The organism is Sphingopyxis alaskensis RB2256, assembly GCF_000013985.1.
GTDB lineage: Bacteria > Pseudomonadota > Alphaproteobacteria > Sphingomonadales > Sphingomonadaceae > Sphingopyxis > Sphingopyxis alaskensis.
Genome location: NC_008048.1, coordinates 709,006 through 725,735 on the forward strand (window position 1 = coordinate 709,006; position 16,730 = coordinate 725,735).

The window sequence follows — 16,730 nt, forward strand, 5'->3', positions numbered from 1 at the left end:
ATTTTCTTATCTGTGTTATTTTTACCACACGGTATAGAATGGCTATGCAGGGACGTTGCGGCCAATCCCTTGGAAAAGCGACGTTCTTGCTGGAGGTATGTTGATGAAGGAGCGGGCGTTCAGCCCAGCGCTGCCTGCTTTTCCTCGGCGATGCGGTCGAGTTCGGCGCGCGTCGGCCTGGTCGCGGCGCTCTTCAATTGCCCGCACGCCGCCATGATGTCGCGCCCGCGCGGGGTGCGGATCGGCGCGGAGATTCCCGCCTTGAAAATCAGGTTGCTGAACGCGCGCACCCGCTCGGGCGTCGAACATTCATAAGGCGCGCCGGGCCAGGGGTTGAAGGGAATCAGGTTGACCTTTGCAGGGAGCTTATACTGCTTGATCAGCCGCACCAGTTCGCGCGCATCCTCGTCGCGGTCATTCTTGTCCTTCAGCATCACATATTCAAAGGTGATGCGCCGCGCATTGTTCGCGCCCGGATAATCGGCGCACGCCTGCAGCAATTCCTCGATGCCATATTTGCGGTTGAGCGGCACAATCTCGTCGCGGATTTCCTTGCTCACCGCGTGCAGCGAGACCGCCAGATTGACCCCGATCTCCTCGCCCGCGCGCGCCATCATCGGCACGACGCCGCTGGTCGACAGCGTAATGCGTCGCTTCGACAGGGCCAGCCCGTCGCCGTCCATAACGATCTTCAGCGCGGCCTTGACCTCGTCGAAATTGTAGAGCGGCTCGCCCATGCCCATCATCACGATGTTGGTGAGCATCCGCCCGTCGGCGGTGTAATGGCCGACCGCATCGTCGTCGGCGTCGTCGTCCTCCGGGTCGGCGTCGGAGCCGGCCCCAAAACCCGCCATATTGCCCTTGGGCCATTCGCCGAGCGCGTCGCGCGCCAGCAGCACCTGCCCGACGATTTCGCCCGCGCCCAGGTTGCGGACGAGGCGCATCGTGCCGGTGTGGCAGAAACGGCAGTTCAATGTGCACCCGACCTGGCTCGACACGCACAAGGTTCCCCGGTCGGCGTCGGGGATGAACACCATTTCATATTCCTGCCCGTCGGCGGCGGCGAGCAGCCATTTGCGCGTGCCGTCGCTCGACACCTGCGCCTCGCGCACTGTCGGGCGACCGATGATGAAACGGTCGGTCAGCCAGGGGCGCATCGCCTTGGCGATGTCGGTCATGCCCATGAAATCGGTGACGCCGCGATGATAGATCCAGTGCCAGATCTGCTTGGCGCGCAGCTTCGCCGCCTTCGCGTCGAGTCCTGCCTCGACCAGCACACCGCCGATCGCATCGCGGCTGAGCCCGACCAGGTCGATACGATTGCCCCCGCGCAGCGGGACGGTGCCCGTCGTGACGGGGTCGATATGGCCGGGAATCTGCATGATGCGGCGCGATATAGTGGGGAAGGGAGAAAAGCGCAATTGCGCGCGAGAATCCTCCCTGTCGCGAAGCGATGGGGAGGATCGTAACCTGCAAGGTCCGGAAACGGTCGGTTGCGGCCGTTGCGCTCCTCCCCGGAACGGGGAGGAACGGCAACTCACCGCCCCAAAACCGCCCCATCGCACACTGACAGGATCAGACCCCGCCGGACCCGCAGCAAGCCGGGGCCGCGATCGTGCCCTGATCGCGGCCCCGGTGCTGACGAACCGTGCAACTTCGGTTCGCGGTCAGTTGCGGATCGAGCTGACCCGGATCGCCTGATTGCGGGTGGCGCCCGCTATCACAACGTCGGCCTGCGCCGACGCCAGGGCGCGCGTGTCGCGGCGGCACTGGCGGACGTCATTCTTGCCGGCGAGGTCATAGCCGGGGGCTTCGCCGCACACCGCGACGACGGCTCGCCAGATCCGGCGGTCGAGCGCCTTGACCCCGGCATCGGTGGACAGGTCGAGATCGTCGTGCGCGACCGCGACGCTGGGGCTTGTGGGGGCGGGCTCGGCCGATGCGGGCTGGCCGACGAGCGCGGCAGCGGCGGTGGCGAGGATCAGAAGCTTTGTCATCTTTTGTCTCCTTCGGCCGGCTAAGGGAGGGGAGGAAGCCGGTAACGCTCTTATACCAGCCGCCGCCGCTGCCGCGGGAGCAACGATGTTGCGCGCCCATTCTGCAAAATTGCAGAATGGGCGCGCGGCGATTATGATGCACAAGGCGCCATGTACGATTGGAACGATCTCAAGGCCTTTCTGGCCGTCGCCGAAACGGGCAGCACGCTCGCCGCCGCCCAGGCGATGCGCGTCAGCCAGACGACCGTTGCGCGGCGTATCGCCGCGCTCGAAGCGGCCACCGGGGTCACGCTCTTCGAACGGCGGCAGGCGGGCTATGCGCTCACCCCGGTGGGGGAGGCGATGCTGGCGAGCGCGGTGGCGGTCCGCGATGCCGCGGATCGCTTTGGCGAGGCCGCGAGCGCGCGCTCGCGCGATGCGGGCGGAACGGTCAGCCTGACGGTCATGGAAATCATCGCGGTGACGATCCTGCCGCCGATCCTGCGCGACCTGCGCGCCGAACATCCCGCCATCCATATCCAGCTCGACACGTCCGACGAAGCGCGCGACCTCGCCGCCGGCGCCGCCGACATCGCGATCCGCAGCAGCAAGCAGCCGTCGGGCGCGGGCCTTGTCGGGCGGCGTATCGCCGACAATGCGTGGACCGTCTATTGCAGCTGCGACTATGCCGACCGCCACGGTGTCCCGCACACGCGCGAGGAACTCGCGAAGCATCCCTTCATCGGTGGCGGCGGCGGCGTCTGGGAGCCCTATCGCGCGTGGCTGCGCCAATATGGGCTCGAGGAATCGGTGGTCATGCAATATGACACGGCGACCGGCCTGCTGTCGGGCGTGCGCGCGGGGATGGGACTGTCGGTGCTGCCCGCCTATCTTGCCGACCGCGAACCCGATCTCATCCGTTGTCTGCCGCCCAGGAGCGACGACACCACGGGGCTGTGGCTGCTCACCCACGAACGGCTGCGCCATGTCCCGCGCGTGCGGCTGGTGCTCGATTTCCTGGCGAGGGAATTGACCAGACTGGCGCGCGATTAACTATTTCATCCGCGCACAGCCCAGCGCCGCCGCGTCGATCGCGGTCGCCGCGCCGCGCAGGCGATAGGTGTCGGCGATCGCGCCGCCCGCCGCCGCGCGGCTTTCGACGCTCATGCTCGGCGCCGATCGCATCGCGGCGAGGATCGCGGCGTCCATCCGCGCGTCGCTCGCCCAGCCGTGGACGCCCTTGCCGGTCAGGATGAAGCGGCGGCTGCCGATCGTCAGGCGCAGGTCGCGTCCCTCTGCGCGCGCCTTCGACAGCCGGACGTAGAATTGGCCGCGGATGCCCGATTTCGGCCAGTAACCGACGCTGGCATAGGGTTTGACCTGGGGCTGCCCGATCGTCGCCGAGGGCGCGGCAATCGCATAGCAGCGCGCCCGCGTCGCGTCGCGAAAGGCGCCCCAGCCATCGAAGATGCCGAGCGCGACCGGCGCCGTTGCAGCGGCGGCCGCGACGGGCATTGCCAGCAGCATCAACAGGGAAAGGGGCCAGTGCCGCATTGCGACCTCGTTCGCGCGATTGTCGATGCTTTGCAAGCATGGCTTGCACGGCGCGTGGCGTGCGTTAAGGAAGGTGGGCATTTTCAGGGGCCGGAATCGGGGCACGAATCGCCTCCGATGCTCTGCCCCCAAGGGACTTCTCCCGCGAAGCACACAGGATGGCGGATTAAGAATGAAAGCGACGATCGAACGCGCAGTCTTGTTGAAAAGCCTCGGCCACGTTCAATCGGTGGTCGAACGGCGCAATACGATCCCGATCCTGTCGAACGTCCTCATCGAAGCCGACGGCACGGGCCAACTCAGGCTGATGGCGACCGACCTTGATCTGCAGGTGGTCGAAACGATTGCCGCCAAGGTCGAAACGCCGGGTACGACCACCGTATCGGCGCACACCCTGTTCGAGATCGCGCGCAAGCTGCCCGAAGGATCGGAAGTCAGCCTCGCCGCCGCCGAGGGCAAGGTGCAGGTCAAGGCCGGCCGCTCGAACTTCAACCTGCCGACCTTGCCGCGCGACGATTTCCCGGTGATCGCCGAGGGCGACCTGCCGACCAATTTCGAACTGCCCGTCGCCGAGCTCATCCAGATCATCGACAAGACGCGCTTCGCCATCTCGACCGAGGAAACGCGCTATTATCTGAACGGCATCTTCCTGCACGTTGCCGAGGATGCGACGGGGCCGGTGCTGAAGGCGGCGGCGACCGACGGCCACCGCCTCGCGCGCTACACGGTGACGCGCCCCGACGGTGCGGCCGGGATGCCCGACGTGATCGTTCCGCGCAAATGCGTTGGCGAAATCCGCAAGCTGCTCGACGAGGCGGAGGGTAATGTCGAAATCAGCCTGTCGGCGAGCAAGATCCGCTTCCAGCTCGGCAACGCGGTCCTGACGTCGAAGCTGATCGACGGCACCTTCCCCGACTACAGCCGCGTCATTCCGACCGCGAATGACAAGCTGCTGAAAGTCGATCCGAAAAGCCTGTTCCAGGGCGTCGACCGCGTGTCGACGATCGCCAGCGAAAAGACGCGCGCGGTCAAGGTCGGGCTCGACAAGGACCGGATCACGCTCAGCGTCACCAGCCCCGAAAACGGCACCGCCGCCGAAGAACTCGCCGCCGCCTACGACAGCGACGCGATGGAGATCGGCTTCAACGCCCGCTACCTCAGCGACATTTTGGGACAGGTCGATGGCGACAGCGTCGAACTTCACCTCGCCGACGCCAACGCCCCTACGCTGATCCGCGAGAGCGAAAAAAGCCCGGCGCTTTACGTGCTGATGCCGATGCGGGTCTGATCGCGTAACAAGCCCGTCATTGCGAACGAAGCGAAGCAATCCAGAGTCGCTTAAACCGCTCTGGATTGCTTCGCTTCGTTCGCAATGACGAAAATGAAGCCAGGCTTACCCCGCCTTCGCAACCCGCCAGATCACCCCGCCGGTATCGTCGGCGACCAGCGCGCTGCCGTCCTTCGCGACCTTGACGTCGGCCGGGCGGCCGCGGGTGGTTTTGCCGTCGGCGGCAAGGAAGCGGTCGAGCAGCGTGATCGGCAGCGCATCGAGCGGCTTGCCGTTCGCGCCGAACTTGACGAACACGACGTCATAGCCGGCGACGGGATCGCGGTTCCACGACCCGTGCCGGGCGATCAGCGCCCCGTTCGCCCAGCGCTCGCCCAGTGCGAGGCCTTCGGTGAAGGTGAAGCCCAGCGGCGCGGTGTGAGCGCCCAGCCCATATGCGGGCCGTTTGACATATTGGCGCCGATCCTCGGTCTCGGGTTCGACGCGCGGGTCGATGAAACCGCCCCAATAATACCAGGGCCAGCCATAGAAATCGCCCTCGTCGACGTCGGTCAGATAATCGGGAACCAGGTCGCTGCCCAGCATGTCGCGTTCGTTCACCACGGTCCACAGCTGCTCGCTGCCCGGATAGAAGGCGAGCCCGACGGGGTTGCGGATACCCGCGGCGAAGGTGCGGATATATTTGCTCTCGGGCCGCACTTCGAGAACGCTGGCGCGGCGAAACTCGCGGTTCATCCCCGCTTCTCCGATGTTCGAATCGGCGCCGACGCCGATATACAACCATCCGTTCGGCGCCGCGGTCAGGCTCTTGGTCCAGTGACGGTTGGTGCCTTTGGCGGGCAGATCGACGATCTTGACAGGTTTGCCGCTCATCTTCGTCTCACCCTCGACATAGGGAAAGGCGAGCAGCGCGTCGGTGTTCGCGACGTAAAGCGTATCGCCGACCAGCGCCATGCCATAAGGCGAATTAAGTCCGCTGATATAGGTGCTCTTCAGCTCGGCCTTGCCGTCGCCGTCGGCGTCGCGGAGCAGCGTGATTCGGTTCGCCGACGGCTTTCGGCCCGCGCCCGCCTTGCCCATCAGATTTTTCATCACCGCGCCCTGCACACCGCCGTCCTTGCGCGGCGGGCTTTGCGATTCGGCGGTGAGAACATCGCCGTTGGGCAGCACGAGAATCGTACGCGGATGGTCGAGTCCTTCGGCAAAGCGCCCGACGGTCAGCCCCTCGGCGGCGCTCGGCGCCTGTCCGGCGGGCCAGCTCGTCGCTTCGGGCACGTTGATCGTCGGGAAAGTCTCGGTGCGCTGCGAGGCCATGACCGGCACGCGGCCGCTGAGCTCGGCGGTCGAGAAGCGTGCGACATCGGGCCGCGACATGATATAAAGGGTGACGCTACCGACGAGCAGCAGCAGCAGAAGGGTGAGGCCGACATATTTCAGGATCTTGCGCATGGCTCGTGTCTACACGGGCAAGGCGCGGCGGCAAAGGGGCGAAACGAAGCGCGGTCGGCGAGGGCGGTCAAGCCTGCATCGCGGTCGATTAACCTTACCCGGCCGTTCATCACGGTTGGGAACGGCGCGGTGAGGGGCAGGGCGTAGAGCAGGCGTTCCAGTCACGGACCAGGAAGCCGATGCACCTGCCAGCCCCTTTTCTCAGCGACCGCACCGCGGTCGAGGACGCGAATGCGCTTATCAGCCTGCATGGTGAAGAGGCCGGATTTGCGGCAGCGGCGCGCGCCGAACAATATCGGGCGTTGGGCAACCATGTCCATTTCGCGCGCTGGCGGCAGATCGAGCGGCTGATCACCTATCTGTCGGTCGACGACGTCCTCGACACAGTTCACTGAGCCTGAATCCGCAGCCCCGCGGTTTCGGGCAATCCGGCCATGATATTGAGGTTCTGGACGCACGCGCCGCTGGCGCCCTTGCCCAGATTGTCGAGCCGCGCGACGAGCCGCGCCTGGTCGGCGTCAGCATTGGAGAAGACGAATAGTTCGATGCGGTCATCCCGCGCATCCGACGCGCGCAGCAGCATTTCGCCGTCCGCAGGCATATCGCCCATGGCGACGATTGGGCTCGCGCCGTAAAAGTCGGCGAGCGCGGCGCGCAGCGCATCGGGTGCGGCGGCGCGGGGCATGGCACCGAGCGGCAGCGGCACTTCGACCACCATCCCGCGATGCGCCGGGATCACCGCGGGCGAAAAGAGCGGCGCAACCGACAGGCCGCAGTGCATCTGCATTTCGGGCACATGCTTGTGACCGAGGGCAAGCGCATAGCCGCGCCAGGCGATGTCGCGGTCACCCTCAAAGCGTTCGATCAGCGCCTTGCCGCCGCCCGAATAGCCGCTGACCGCGTGGCAGATATAGGGCCAGTCGGCGGGCAGAAGGCCTGCGCGCACCAGCGGCGCGACGAGCGCGATGAACCCGGTCGAATAGCAGCCGGGGTTTGACACGCGTGCCGCCGCAGCCACCGCATCATGCCCGACGACTTCGGGAAAACCATAGGTCCAGCCCGGCGCGACGCGGTGCGCGGTCGAAGCGTCGATCACGCGGGTCCGGTCGTTGTCGATCATCGCCACCGCCTCGCGCGCCGCATCGTCGGGCAGGCAGAGGATCACGAAATCGGCGTCGTTCAGGGCTTCGCGCCGCGCCGCGGCATCCTTGCGGCGGGCCGCGTCGAGCGCGATCAGCGCGAATTCACGTCGCCCTGCGAGCCGCTCGGCAATTTCAAGGCCCGTCGTCCCCGCGGCGCCGTCGATGAAGATGCTCTGGACCATGGCTAGTGAAGCCGCTTTGCGCCGCTCACCGGCTCCTCGTGCCCCTCGGCTCTCGTCCGAGCGATCAGGTCGGCAAGCGGTTCGGCGCGCACCTCGTTCCAGTGCTGGCTTGCGTGAACGATCGTTCGTTCGTCGGCCATGATCCCGACATGACCGGGAAAAAAGACAAGGTCGCCGCGTTTCAGTTCGTCGACATCGACATCCTTGTCGGGTCCGAGCGCGGCAAGTTGCAGGTCGGTGTCGCGCGGCAGCTGGATGCCGGCCGCGGTCCAGGCCAGTTGGACCAGTCCTGAACAATCGATGCCTTTGGTCGTGCGACCTCCCCAGAGATAGGGTGCGCCGATCATATCTTCGGCGAGACCGGCAGGGTCGCTCTCGGTCAGGCCGACCTCTGCAAGGGCGGCGAGCGGCAGATAACCGTGCGAGGTCACGAGCCACTCGCCTTGGGGTTCGCCCATCACGAGCGCCCCGCGCGGCAGCACACCGGGCCCGCCGCTCGCCGCATCGGGCGCGCTGTGGAGCATGGCTTCGACCATCTGAACACGGTGCGTAGGGGCGATCGGCGCGCCCAGTGCTTCGGCCGCGAGATAGCCGACATAATGGTCAGCCAGGCAATAACCCCATGCCCAGCCGCCGGTCAGGTCGAGCAGCGCAAAGCCTTCGCCGAACAGCAACTCGCTCGTCTGTTCGGCGTCGAGCGACGGCGCCGCGCGCAGCGCCGCGGCGGGCAGCACGGCGCTCCGCATCATCGGGGCGGCATAATGCGGCGCGAAATAGGTGCCGGCGACCGCAATATCGGCCAGATCGGGGCGGATCGCGACGAGACGCGGATCGAAGGCCTGCGACGTGCCGGTCAGGCCAAAGCGATCGCGGCCCGCGCCGACGGTGCCGGGGCGCCCCATCCGCACGCGGCTTGCCGTCATATTGTCACCGCTCTCTGCTTTCACGTGCCGTCCTGTTGCAACCGGGGTCCGTCGAGTGCGGACAATCGCGGGCCATTAGACCAGCGACCGAGGCTTTATCAAGCCTTGCCGCGGCGGTCGTAGCGCGTCTGCAGCATCGCCCATGCGGCGCGCAGCCCCAGCGCCGCGCCTCCTTTTGGTCGGCCGGGTTTCGCCGACGGACGCCAGGCGAAGGTGTCGATATGCGCCCAGGCGGCGCCATCGGGAACAAAGCGCTTCAGGAACAGGGCCGCAGTGATCGCGCCGGCGAACGGCGAACTGCCCGCATTGCCCAGGTCGGCGATGTCGGTTTCGAGGAGGTCGGCATAGCCGTCCCACAGCGGCATCCGCCACAGCGGGTCGTCGCGCGCGATGCCGCCCACCAGCATCGCTTCGGCGAGCGCGTCGTCATTGGCGAAGAGCGGCGGCAGGTCGGGCCCGAGCGCGACGCGCGCGGCACCCGTCAGCGTCGCGAAATCGACGATCAACTCGGGCTTTGATTCCCCGGCTTTCGTCAACGCATCGCCGAGCACGAGGCGGCCTTCGGCGTCAGTGTTGCCGATTTCGACGGTCAAACCCTTCCGGCTTTTGAGCACGTCGCCGGGACGAAAGGCATCGGACGAAATGGCGTTTTCGGCCGCCGCGACAAGACAATGCAGCCGCACGGGCAGTCCGCTTGCCATCACCAGTTCGGCCAGCGCCAGCACGTGCGCGGCCCCGCCCATATCCTTTTTCATCAGCCGCATTCCCGCCGCCGGCTTGATATCGAGGCCGCCGCTGTCGAAGCTGATCCCCTTGCCGACGAGCGCGACGCGGGGATGATCCGCCTTGCCCCATTCGATCTCGATCAGGCGCGGCGCGTGGTGCTTGGCGGCGGCGCGGCCGACCGCGTGGATCATGGGATAGCCCTGTTCGAGCGCCTCGCCCTTGGTGACGGTCAGCTTGCCGCCGTGCGCCCTGGCGATGCGCTCGGCGGTCTTTTCGATGGCAGCCGGACCCATATCGGCGGCGGGCGTGTTGACGAGATCGCGCACGAGCGCCACCGCGCGCGCCTCGGCTATCATGGGTGCGATCGCCGCGACGTCGCTGGTGAGCAGGACGCGCGGTCCTTTCGCGGTCGTTTCCGATTTATAGGCATCAAAGCGATATTGCGCGCTCATCCAGCCGAACATCGCCTGTCCGGGCTGATGTCCGTCGAGACGGTAGCGGCCTTCGGGGAGGATCTGCCCCAGCTTGGCGAGGCACCATGCGGACAGCTTTTCGACATCGGCCACCGTCGTGACGACCGACCATTTGTCAGGATCGTCGCCGGGCAGGATGGCGTGGGCATAGGCATCGGGTTTGAAGTCGATCGCGGCCAGATGCGCGCGTTCGCGCGGGCTGCGCCCCTTCAGCCACTCGTCATGGCTTTTCTTGTCGACGAGATGGATTGTGCGCGCATCCTGCCCCTTATCGGGCTGGATCAAGTCGGAATAGTCGATCATGCCCGCCGTGCTAGGCCGATCGGGATATTTTGTCGATTCCCGGCGTTATGCCTGCATGACGAACAAAAGACCCTGGCGAAACGCCGTTTCGTTGCTTGCCGGTGCGCTGTTGCTGGCGGGCTGTTCCGAAGACCGGCCGACACAGGTGGAAAAGATGGTGGCCGCCGCCGTCCCCGGCGCGCCGCCCACCGCCGCCGCCGACGAAGCGGCCAAAAATGCTTCGGCATCGAAGGTCAGCGAAAGCAGCGACTTGATCGAGTTCACCTATAGCTATCCCGCCGACGCCGCGCGGATTCCCGAACTCGCCGAGGCATTGGACAGCGATCGCGCCGCGAAGCGCGCGGCGCTCATCGCAGCGGCGGAGCGCGCCAAGGCCGCGGCCGAAAAGAACGACCATCCCTATCGCCCGCACAGCCATCGCCAGACCTGGCAGCGCGTCACCAACACGCCGCGCTTTCTCAGCCTGTCGGCGGAGATCGATACCTATACGGGTGGCGCACACGGGATGGAGGTGTTCGACACGCTGCTGTGGGACCGGGGCCGCCGCAAGCGGATGAAACCGCTCGACCTGTTCGAGAGCAGCGCCGCCTTCGACGCCGCAGTCCGTGAGGCCTTCTGCGCGGGGATCAAGCGTGCGAAAGCCGCGAAGGGCATCGCGGCGGCGGAGGCGCCCGACAGCCCCTTTGCCAAATGCCCGCCGGCGTCGGCGCAGACGGTGTGGATCGGCTCGTCCGACGGGCGCTATCTCGACCGCCTGACGATCGCGATCGCTCCTTATGAAGTCGGCCCCTATGCCGAGGGCAGCTATCGGATCAACGTGCCGATCACCGGCGCGGTCGCGAAGGTCGTGAAGGACGAGTTTGCGCGCAATATCATGCCGATAAACCAACCCTAGCGAACCAACACGACACAGGAAGGGAGACACATTATGCCCGCCAGATCGAAAGCCCAGCAGAAAGCGGCGGGTGCCGCACTCAGCGCCAGGCGTGGTGAGATGCCGAAATCGAAACTGAAAGGCGCATCGAAAGAAATGGCCGAAAGCATGACCGAAAAACAGCTCGAAGATTTCGCCAGGGGCTCGACCAAAGGCAAGCCCGATCACGTCGATTGACCCTCACTCGGCGGCTTCGAGTTCGGTTGGCGCGGCCGGGGCCTTTGCCTTCGCATTGGTGAAGGTCAATATGCCGTCGTCGATCGCGCCGGTGCGCATGTCGATGCGATCCTGCACATAATTCTGGCTGAGCCGCCACGGCAGCGACGCCGTGCTTTTGGGCATGATGTGCAGCGACCGCTGGATATAGCCCGACGAGAAATCGAAGACATTTTCTTCCTCCAGGCTCGACGGATCGGCAAGCACGGGGGTCGCGACCAGCGTGTTCGTCGCCTTCATATGATTGAGCACGCGGCACACATATTCGGACACGATGTCGGCGCGCAGCGTCCAGCTGGCGTTGAGATAGCCGAACACCGCCGAGAAGTTCGGGACGTTCGAGAACATGCACGCCTTGTAATAGAAATGCTCGTGCCAATCGACGCGCTCGCCGTCGATGCGCACCGGAATCTTGCCCGCCACCGCCAGCTTCAATCCGGTCGCGGTGATGATGATGTCGGCGTCGAGATGTTTGCCCGATTTGAGCTGGATGCCCGTCGCGTCGAACCGCTCGACATGATCGGTAACGACCGACGCCTTGCCCGCCTTCATCGCCTCGAAGAAATCAGCGTCAGGGACGAGGCAGAGCCGCTGCTCCCACGGGTTGTAAGGCGGAGTGAAGGCCTCCGCGTCATAATGGTCGCCCAGGCTGGCCTTCAGTTTTCTGGTCAGGAACTCCTTGACCTTCTCGGGCTTTTCGCGCGCGCGGCGGAAGGCGATGTCCTGAAGCCGGACATTCTTGTAGCGCGTGATCTTGTACGCCAGCTTTTCAGGCAGGATCTTGCGCAGGAAATTGGCCAAACCGTCCTTCGCGGGGCGGATGAAATACCAGGTCGGCGTGCGCTGGAGCATCGTGACATGCGCGGCCTCCTGCATCGAGGGCACGATGGTAACTGCGGTGGCGCCCGATCCGATCACGACGACCCTTTTGTCCTTGTAATCGAGATCCTTGGGCCAGAATTGCGGATGAACGATCCGGCCCTTGAAATCCTCGCGCCCCGCGAAATTGGCGTCGAACGGCTCGTCATAATCATAATAGCCCGCGCCGAGGTAGAGCCAGCGCGCGGTCGTCGTCGAGGTCCGGCCCTCGCCGTCCTCCATCGTCACCGTCCAGCACGCGGCGGCGCTGTCCCAATCGGCGCCAACGACCTTGCGGTCGAAGCGGATGTGTTCGCGGATGTGGCGCTCGTCGACGATGCGATTGAGATATTCGAGGATCGCTGGACCGTCGGCGATCGACTTTTCATGCTTCCACGGTTCGAAGATGAAGCCCAGCGTATGCATGTCGCTGTCCGACCGGATGCCGGGGTAGCGGAACAGATCCCAGGTGCCGCCGAGCTGCGCGCGGCGCTCGACGAGTGCGAAGCTGCGGTCGGGGCAATGCATCTGAAGATGGACCGCCATGCCGATCCCCGAAATGCCTGCGCCGACGATCAGCACATCCTGATCCACGGGACTCGCCGTGTTCGCCATCATGTCATCTCCCAGTCGTCTTATGCGGGCAGCTTACGCACCGCGTTGCATTTTGCAATCGAATTGACGTTTACGGAAACTGCGACGAGTTGGTGCGGCTCGGCTTGTGGCTGTCATAAAAATGTCATAGGCGCGAAACCCTTCTGTCATCTTTTGGCCGCCCGGCCACGCCAACCCCTGGAAAGGATGGAGCCCTATGCGTCAAATCGCCGTCCTTCCCTATCGATTCGGTGGCCCGGCGCAGGATGGTCCGACCGAAATCCTGCTGATCACCTCGCGCGAGACGAAGCGCTGGGTCATTCCCAAGGGCAACCCGCTGACCGGCATGGAGCGCCACGCCGCCGCGGCGGTCGAGGCCGAAGAGGAGGCGGGGGTGATCGGCGCCGTCTGCCCCACTCCGATCGGCAGTTACGAATATCGCAAGCGCCGCGCGAATGGCGCGTCGATCATGTATCATGTCGAAGTCTTCCCGCTCGCGGTGACCAACGAGCTCGATGAATGGAAGGAAATGCACGAGCGCGAACGCCGTTGGTTCTCGTTCCGCGACGCGGCGGCGGCGGTCGACGAGGCCGATCTGCAGGCGCTGATCCGCTCCTTTGGCGATGGCGGCTTTCGCGCCGTGGCGCAGCCGCGCGGGGCGGTCCCGAACAGTGACGACAAGACAGGGGTAAGCCGGATGTTCGCTTGGTTCCAGCGGCTGCTGCCGCGGCAGGGCAATTTTTTCGAATTGTTCGAAAGCCACGCAGCCACGCTGGTGGCGGGCGCCAATGCACTGTCGCGCATGTTGCAGGGCGGTGAGGGCATGGCCGATCATGTGCGCGAGATCATCGAGCGCGAGCATGACGCCGACGCGATCACGCGCGAGGTGCTCCAGACGGTCCGCCGCACCTTCCTGACGCCTTTCGACCGCGGCGCGATCACCGACCTTATCGCTTCGATGGACGATGCGATCGACGAGATGCAGAAGACTGCGGGCGCGGTCGACCTGTATGATGTCACCGAGTTCGAGCCCGAGATGCGCGACATTGCGGGCATCATCGTCGATGCGGCGCGCCTGACCGCAGAAGCGCTGCCGTTGCTCCGCAACATCGGCGCCAACGGCCCGCGTCTTCACGAGCTGACCGAGCGGCTGGTGCGAATGGAGGGCCATGCCGACGAAATCCATGCCTCGGGCCTCAAGCGGCTGTTCCGCGAGCATGGCGAGACGAACCCGACGCGCTTTCTGATCGCGCGCGAACTGTTTCGCCACCTCGAGCGCGTCACCGACAGTTTCGAGGATGTCGCGAACGAAATCGACGGCCTGGTCATCGACCACGCCTAGGCGGACAATTGCAGATGTACGCCCACCAATCCGTTCGCATCGAGCCCTTCGGCTGCCTTGCAGGCGCTCAGGATAAACTTCCGGCTGAAGCCGGAAGTCGAGATGCCCATCCGCATGGCGCTGGCCAGAAGGGTGTCTCGACTTCGCTCGACACGAGCGGGTTTCTGCGGTCGGGAAGATAGGTCCATGCACGAACTCGCTTTCCCGCTCCTCGTCGGCCTCGTCATCCTTGCGCTGGCGTTCGATTTCCTGAACGGGCTGCACGACGCGGCGAACAGCATCGCGACGGTTGTCGCGACGCGATTGCTGCGCCCGGTTCAGGCGGTGGTGTTCGCGGCTTTCTTCAACTTCGCCGCCTATTTCCTGAGCCTCGCCTTTCCGGCGCTGCACAAGGTTGCCGAGACGATCGGGGCGGGGTTGATCGACAAGGATCTGGTCACTCCCGCGGTCGTGTTCGGCGCGCTGGTCGGCGCGATGGTCTGGAACGTCGTGACCTGGCTGAAGGGCATTCCATCCTCGTCGAGCCATGCGCTGGTGGGCGGCATCGTCGGCGCAGGCGTCGCCCATGCGGGGTTCGAGGGTATCCAGTGGAGCGGGCTCAACAAGACGGTCATTGCGATCTTCCTGTCGCCGATGCTCGGCATGTTCCTCGCGATGCTGGTGATGCTGGCGAGCAGCTGGGCGCTGCACCGCGCGACCGCGAAATTCGCCGAATCGAGCTTTCGCACGCTCCACCTCTTTTCGTCCGCCGCCTATTCGCTGAGCCACGGGCTCAACGATGCGCAAAAGACGATGGGGATCATCGCGGTGCTGCTCTATTCGACCGGTTATCTGTCGGGCGAGTTCCATGTGCCGCACTGGGTCGCGTTCGCCTGCTATATCGCGATCGCGCTCGGCACGCTGTCGGGCGGGTGGAAGATCATCGAGACGATGGGCGGCCGCATCACCAAATTGTCGCACCATCAGGGCTTCGCCGCCTCGACGGGCGGGTCGATCATGGTGTTCACCGCCAGCCTGCTCGGCATCCCGGTATCGACGACGCACACGATTACCGGCAGCATCATCGGCGCCGGCGTCGCGCGGCGGACGAGCGCGGTGCGCTGGGGCGTGGCGGGCAATGTCATCGCGGCCTGGTTTATCACCATTCCCGCAAGTGCAGCGGTGGCGGCGGTCTTCTATGCGCTGACGCGGCTGTTCTGAGCGACTGCAGGCCAAACAAAAATGGCTTGATTATCAGAACTTCACTCTGAACTCGCTGTATCGTGGAGCGTGCAGGCGCCATTCCACAGGGCTATGCGACCCCCGCCAGGCAGAACAGCGATTTTCGGCGGGTCTGCGTTCAGGTTACCACGCCGAACAGGTCATGCTCGTCGGCGTCCTCGATTTCGACATCGACGATGTCGCCGGCTTTCAGTGTCGCCGCGACGTCGCGCAGATAGACGTGGCCGTCGATTTCGGGGGCGTCGGCCTGTGACCGGCCGGTCGCGCCGATGCTACCGTCTTCGTCCGCCTCGCCGACTTCGTCGATGATCACCGGTAGCGTGCGGCCGATCTTGGCTTCAAGCTTCGCGGCGCTGATCGCGGCGGTTTTCGCCATGATGCGCTGATAGCGTTCTTCCTTGACCTCGTCGGGGACCGGCTCGGGCAGGGCGTTGGCCTGCGCGCCGGCGACGGGTTCGAAGCGGAAGGCGCCGACGCGGTCGAGCTGCGCTTCTTCGAGCCAGTCGAGGAGATACTGGAAATCGGCTTCGGTCTCGCCGGGGAAGCCGACGACGAAGCTCGAACGGATCGCGATGTCGGGGGCGATGGCGCGCCAGCTCTTCAGCCGTTCGAGCACCTTCGCTTCGTTCGCGGGGCGCTTCATGCGCTTGAGGACGCTGGGGCTCGCGTGCTGGAAGGGGATGTCGAGATAGGGCGTCAGCAGTCCCTCGGCCATCAGCGGGATGACCGCATCGACGTGCGGGTAGGGATAGACATAGTGGAGGCGCACCCACGGCGCGCGGCCTTCGCTGGTCCGAAGCTGCCCGAGTTCGCGCGCGAGGTCGGTCATGTGCGCGCGGATTTCGCGGCCGTGCCACTGGCGCGGGTCGTGGCGGATATCGACGCCGTAAGCCGACGTGTCCTGGCTGATGACGAGCAATTCCTTCGTCCCCGCGGCGACGAGCTTTTCAGCCTCGCGCAGCACCGCGTCGATACGGCGGCTGACGAGTTTGCCGCGCAGATCTGGGATGATGCAGAAGGCGCAGCTGTGGTTGCAGCCTTCGGAGATCTTCAGATAGCTGTAGTGGCGCGGGGTGAGTTTCAGCCCGCCCTCGGGAACGAGGTCGACGAACGGGCCCTGCGTCGGCGGCGCGGCGTCGTGGACGGCTTCGACGACCTGTTCGTACTGATGCGCGCCGGTGACCGCGAGCACGTTCGGGAATCGCGCGCGGATGACGTCGGCCTCCTTGCCCATGCAGCCGGTGACGATGACGCGGCCGTTTTCGGCCATCGCCTCGCCGATCGCCTCAAGGCTTTCTTCCTTCGCCGAGTCGAGGAAGCCGCAGGTGTTGACGAGCACGACATCGGCGCCCGCATAGTCGGGCGAAAGGCCATAGCCATCGGCGCGCAGCTTGGTCAGAATCCGTTCGCTGTCGACGAGCGCCTTGGGGCAGCCGAGCGACACCATGCCGACCTTCGGCTGGGAAGGAAGAATCTTGGTTGTCATGATCGGCGGCGCGCATAGTCGATTTCGCGCCACTTGTCACGCGCGGCGAGACGGAGCATGTTG

16 protein-coding genes are annotated in these 16,730 nt (G+C 65.2%); 7 read left to right on the forward strand and 9 right to left on the reverse strand.

Going from position 1 to position 16,730, the window contains the following annotated elements; genetic code table 11:
• Positions 1–119: 119 nt before the first annotated feature.
• A complete protein-coding gene (gene rlmN / locus SALA_RS03510; protein ID WP_011541014.1) occupies positions 120–1,382 on the reverse strand; it encodes a 23S rRNA (adenine(2503)-C(2))-methyltransferase RlmN in 1,263 nt (420 codons plus the stop codon).
• Between the two features lie 285 nt (positions 1,383–1,667).
• A complete protein-coding gene (locus tag SALA_RS03515) occupies positions 1,668–1,997 on the reverse strand; it encodes a UrcA family protein (protein ID WP_011541016.1) in 330 nt (109 codons plus the stop codon).
• 150 nt (positions 1,998–2,147) lie between these two features.
• Between SALA_RS03515 and SALA_RS03520 the strand changes: the two genes are divergently transcribed.
• On the forward strand, positions 2,148–3,029 hold the full coding sequence (locus SALA_RS03520) for a LysR family transcriptional regulator (protein ID WP_011541017.1): 882 nt from the start codon (positions 2,148–2,150) through the stop codon (positions 3,027–3,029).
• Here the strand turns inward: SALA_RS03520 and SALA_RS03525 are convergent, their stop codons facing one another.
• Positions 3,030–3,530: a hypothetical protein gene (locus SALA_RS03525; protein ID WP_011541018.1), complete on the reverse strand. Its 501-nt coding sequence runs from the start codon at positions 3,528–3,530 to the stop codon at positions 3,030–3,032. It abuts the gene before it with no gap.
• A 172-nt stretch (positions 3,531–3,702) separates the two neighbouring features.
• Between SALA_RS03525 and dnaN the strand changes: the two genes are divergently transcribed.
• On the forward strand, positions 3,703–4,818 hold the full coding sequence (dnaN, locus tag SALA_RS03530; protein WP_011541019.1) for a DNA polymerase III subunit beta: 1,116 nt from the start codon (positions 3,703–3,705) through the stop codon (positions 4,816–4,818).
• Between the two features lie 105 nt (positions 4,819–4,923).
• Here dnaN and SALA_RS03535 read toward each other — a convergent pair whose 3' ends face one another.
• Positions 4,924–6,267: a PQQ-dependent sugar dehydrogenase gene (locus SALA_RS03535; RefSeq protein ID WP_011541020.1), complete on the reverse strand. Its 1,344-nt coding sequence runs from the start codon at positions 6,265–6,267 to the stop codon at positions 4,924–4,926.
• A 179-nt stretch (positions 6,268–6,446) separates the two neighbouring features.
• Here SALA_RS03535 and SALA_RS03540 point away from each other — a divergent pair, with 179 nt between their 5' ends.
• On the forward strand, positions 6,447–6,662 hold the full coding sequence (locus SALA_RS03540) for a hypothetical protein (protein WP_011541021.1): 216 nt from the start codon (positions 6,447–6,449) through the stop codon (positions 6,660–6,662).
• Here SALA_RS03540 and argC read toward each other — a convergent pair.
• The 3 genes from argC to SALA_RS03555 form a co-directional block, all read right to left on the reverse strand.
• Positions 6,656–7,591 carry an N-acetyl-gamma-glutamyl-phosphate reductase gene (argC, locus tag SALA_RS03545; protein ID WP_011541022.1) on the reverse strand — a complete coding sequence of 312 codons (936 nt, stop codon included), beginning with the start codon at positions 7,589–7,591 and terminating at the stop codon, positions 6,656–6,658. The two genes, SALA_RS03540 and argC, sit on opposite strands and share 7 nt — an antisense overlap.
• Before the next feature lie 2 nt (positions 7,592–7,593).
• Positions 7,594–8,514 (reverse strand): C40 family peptidase, encoded by a 921-nt coding sequence (locus tag SALA_RS03550; RefSeq protein ID WP_011541023.1) that lies wholly within the window; start codon positions 8,512–8,514, stop codon positions 7,594–7,596.
• 98 nt (positions 8,515–8,612) lie between these two features.
• Complete coding sequence (locus tag SALA_RS03555) at positions 8,613–10,016, reverse strand: leucyl aminopeptidase family protein (RefSeq protein ID WP_011541024.1); 1,404 nt, start codon at positions 10,014–10,016, stop codon at positions 8,613–8,615.
• 55 nt (positions 10,017–10,071) lie between these two features.
• Between SALA_RS03555 and SALA_RS03560 the strand changes: the two genes are divergently transcribed.
• On the forward strand, positions 10,072–10,911 hold the full coding sequence (locus SALA_RS03560; protein WP_011541025.1) for a PdaC/SigV domain-containing protein: 840 nt from the start codon (positions 10,072–10,074) through the stop codon (positions 10,909–10,911).
• Between the two features lie 33 nt (positions 10,912–10,944).
• On the forward strand, positions 10,945–11,127 hold the full coding sequence (locus SALA_RS03565) for a DUF3008 family protein (protein ID WP_041383058.1): 183 nt from the start codon (positions 10,945–10,947) through the stop codon (positions 11,125–11,127).
• A gap of 3 nt (positions 11,128–11,130) precedes the next feature.
• Here the strand turns inward: SALA_RS03565 and SALA_RS03570 are convergent, their stop codons facing one another.
• Positions 11,131–12,642, reverse strand: coding sequence for a flavin-containing monooxygenase (locus SALA_RS03570; RefSeq protein WP_011541026.1), 1,512 nt, complete (start codon positions 12,640–12,642; stop codon positions 11,131–11,133).
• Positions 12,643–12,835: 193 nt separating this feature from the next.
• On the opposite strand from SALA_RS03570, the gene SALA_RS03575 reads away from it, so the two are divergent.
• On the forward strand, positions 12,836–13,960 hold the full coding sequence (locus SALA_RS03575; RefSeq protein ID WP_153802624.1) for a DUF47 family protein: 1,125 nt from the start codon (positions 12,836–12,838) through the stop codon (positions 13,958–13,960).
• Positions 13,961–14,146: 186 nt separating this feature from the next.
• Positions 14,147–15,160, forward strand: coding sequence for an inorganic phosphate transporter (locus SALA_RS03585; RefSeq protein ID WP_011541028.1), 1,014 nt, complete (start codon positions 14,147–14,149; stop codon positions 15,158–15,160).
• Between the two features lie 139 nt (positions 15,161–15,299).
• Here SALA_RS03585 and rimO read toward each other — a convergent pair whose 3' ends face one another.
• Complete coding sequence (gene rimO / locus SALA_RS03590) at positions 15,300–16,667, reverse strand: 30S ribosomal protein S12 methylthiotransferase RimO (protein WP_011541029.1); 1,368 nt, start codon at positions 16,665–16,667, stop codon at positions 15,300–15,302.
• Positions 16,668–16,730: the final 63 nt, after the last annotated feature.

Excerpts from the sequence above, each read along its gene's own strand:
- dnaN (WP_011541019.1), top strand. The coding sequence starts at position 3,703 with ATGAAAGCGACGATCGAACGCGCAGTCTTGTTGAAAAGCCTCGGCCAC.
- SALA_RS03515 (WP_011541016.1), bottom strand. The coding sequence starts at position 1,997 with ATGACAAAGCTTCTGATCCTCGCCACCGCCGCTGCCGCGCTCGTCGGC.
- SALA_RS03560 (WP_011541025.1), top strand. The coding sequence starts at position 10,072 with ATGACGAACAAAAGACCCTGGCGAAACGCCGTTTCGTTGCTTGCCGGT.
- SALA_RS03570 (WP_011541026.1), bottom strand. The coding sequence starts at position 12,642 with ATGATGGCGAACACGGCGAGTCCCGTGGATCAGGATGTGCTGATCGTC.
- rimO (WP_011541029.1), bottom strand. The coding sequence starts at position 16,667 with ATGACAACCAAGATTCTTCCTTCCCAGCCGAAGGTCGGCATGGTGTCG.
- SALA_RS03575 (WP_153802624.1), top strand. The coding sequence starts at position 12,836 with ATGCGTCAAATCGCCGTCCTTCCCTATCGATTCGGTGGCCCGGCGCAG.
- SALA_RS03520 (WP_011541017.1), top strand. The coding sequence starts at position 2,148 with ATGTACGATTGGAACGATCTCAAGGCCTTTCTGGCCGTCGCCGAAACG.
- argC (WP_011541022.1), bottom strand. The coding sequence starts at position 7,591 with ATGGTCCAGAGCATCTTCATCGACGGCGCCGCGGGGACGACGGGCCTT.
- SALA_RS03535 (WP_011541020.1), bottom strand. The coding sequence starts at position 6,267 with ATGCGCAAGATCCTGAAATATGTCGGCCTCACCCTTCTGCTGCTGCTG.
- SALA_RS03565 (WP_041383058.1), top strand. The coding sequence starts at position 10,945 with ATGCCCGCCAGATCGAAAGCCCAGCAGAAAGCGGCGGGTGCCGCACTC.
- SALA_RS03540 (WP_011541021.1), top strand. The coding sequence starts at position 6,447 with ATGCACCTGCCAGCCCCTTTTCTCAGCGACCGCACCGCGGTCGAGGAC.
- SALA_RS03525 (WP_011541018.1), bottom strand. The coding sequence starts at position 3,530 with ATGCGGCACTGGCCCCTTTCCCTGTTGATGCTGCTGGCAATGCCCGTC.
- SALA_RS03550 (WP_011541023.1), bottom strand. The coding sequence starts at position 8,514 with ATGACGGCAAGCCGCGTGCGGATGGGGCGCCCCGGCACCGTCGGCGCG.
- SALA_RS03555 (WP_011541024.1), bottom strand. The coding sequence starts at position 10,016 with ATGATCGACTATTCCGACTTGATCCAGCCCGATAAGGGGCAGGATGCG.
- SALA_RS03585 (WP_011541028.1), top strand. The coding sequence starts at position 14,147 with ATGCACGAACTCGCTTTCCCGCTCCTCGTCGGCCTCGTCATCCTTGCG.
- rlmN (WP_011541014.1), bottom strand. The coding sequence starts at position 1,382 with ATGCAGATTCCCGGCCATATCGACCCCGTCACGACGGGCACCGTCCCG.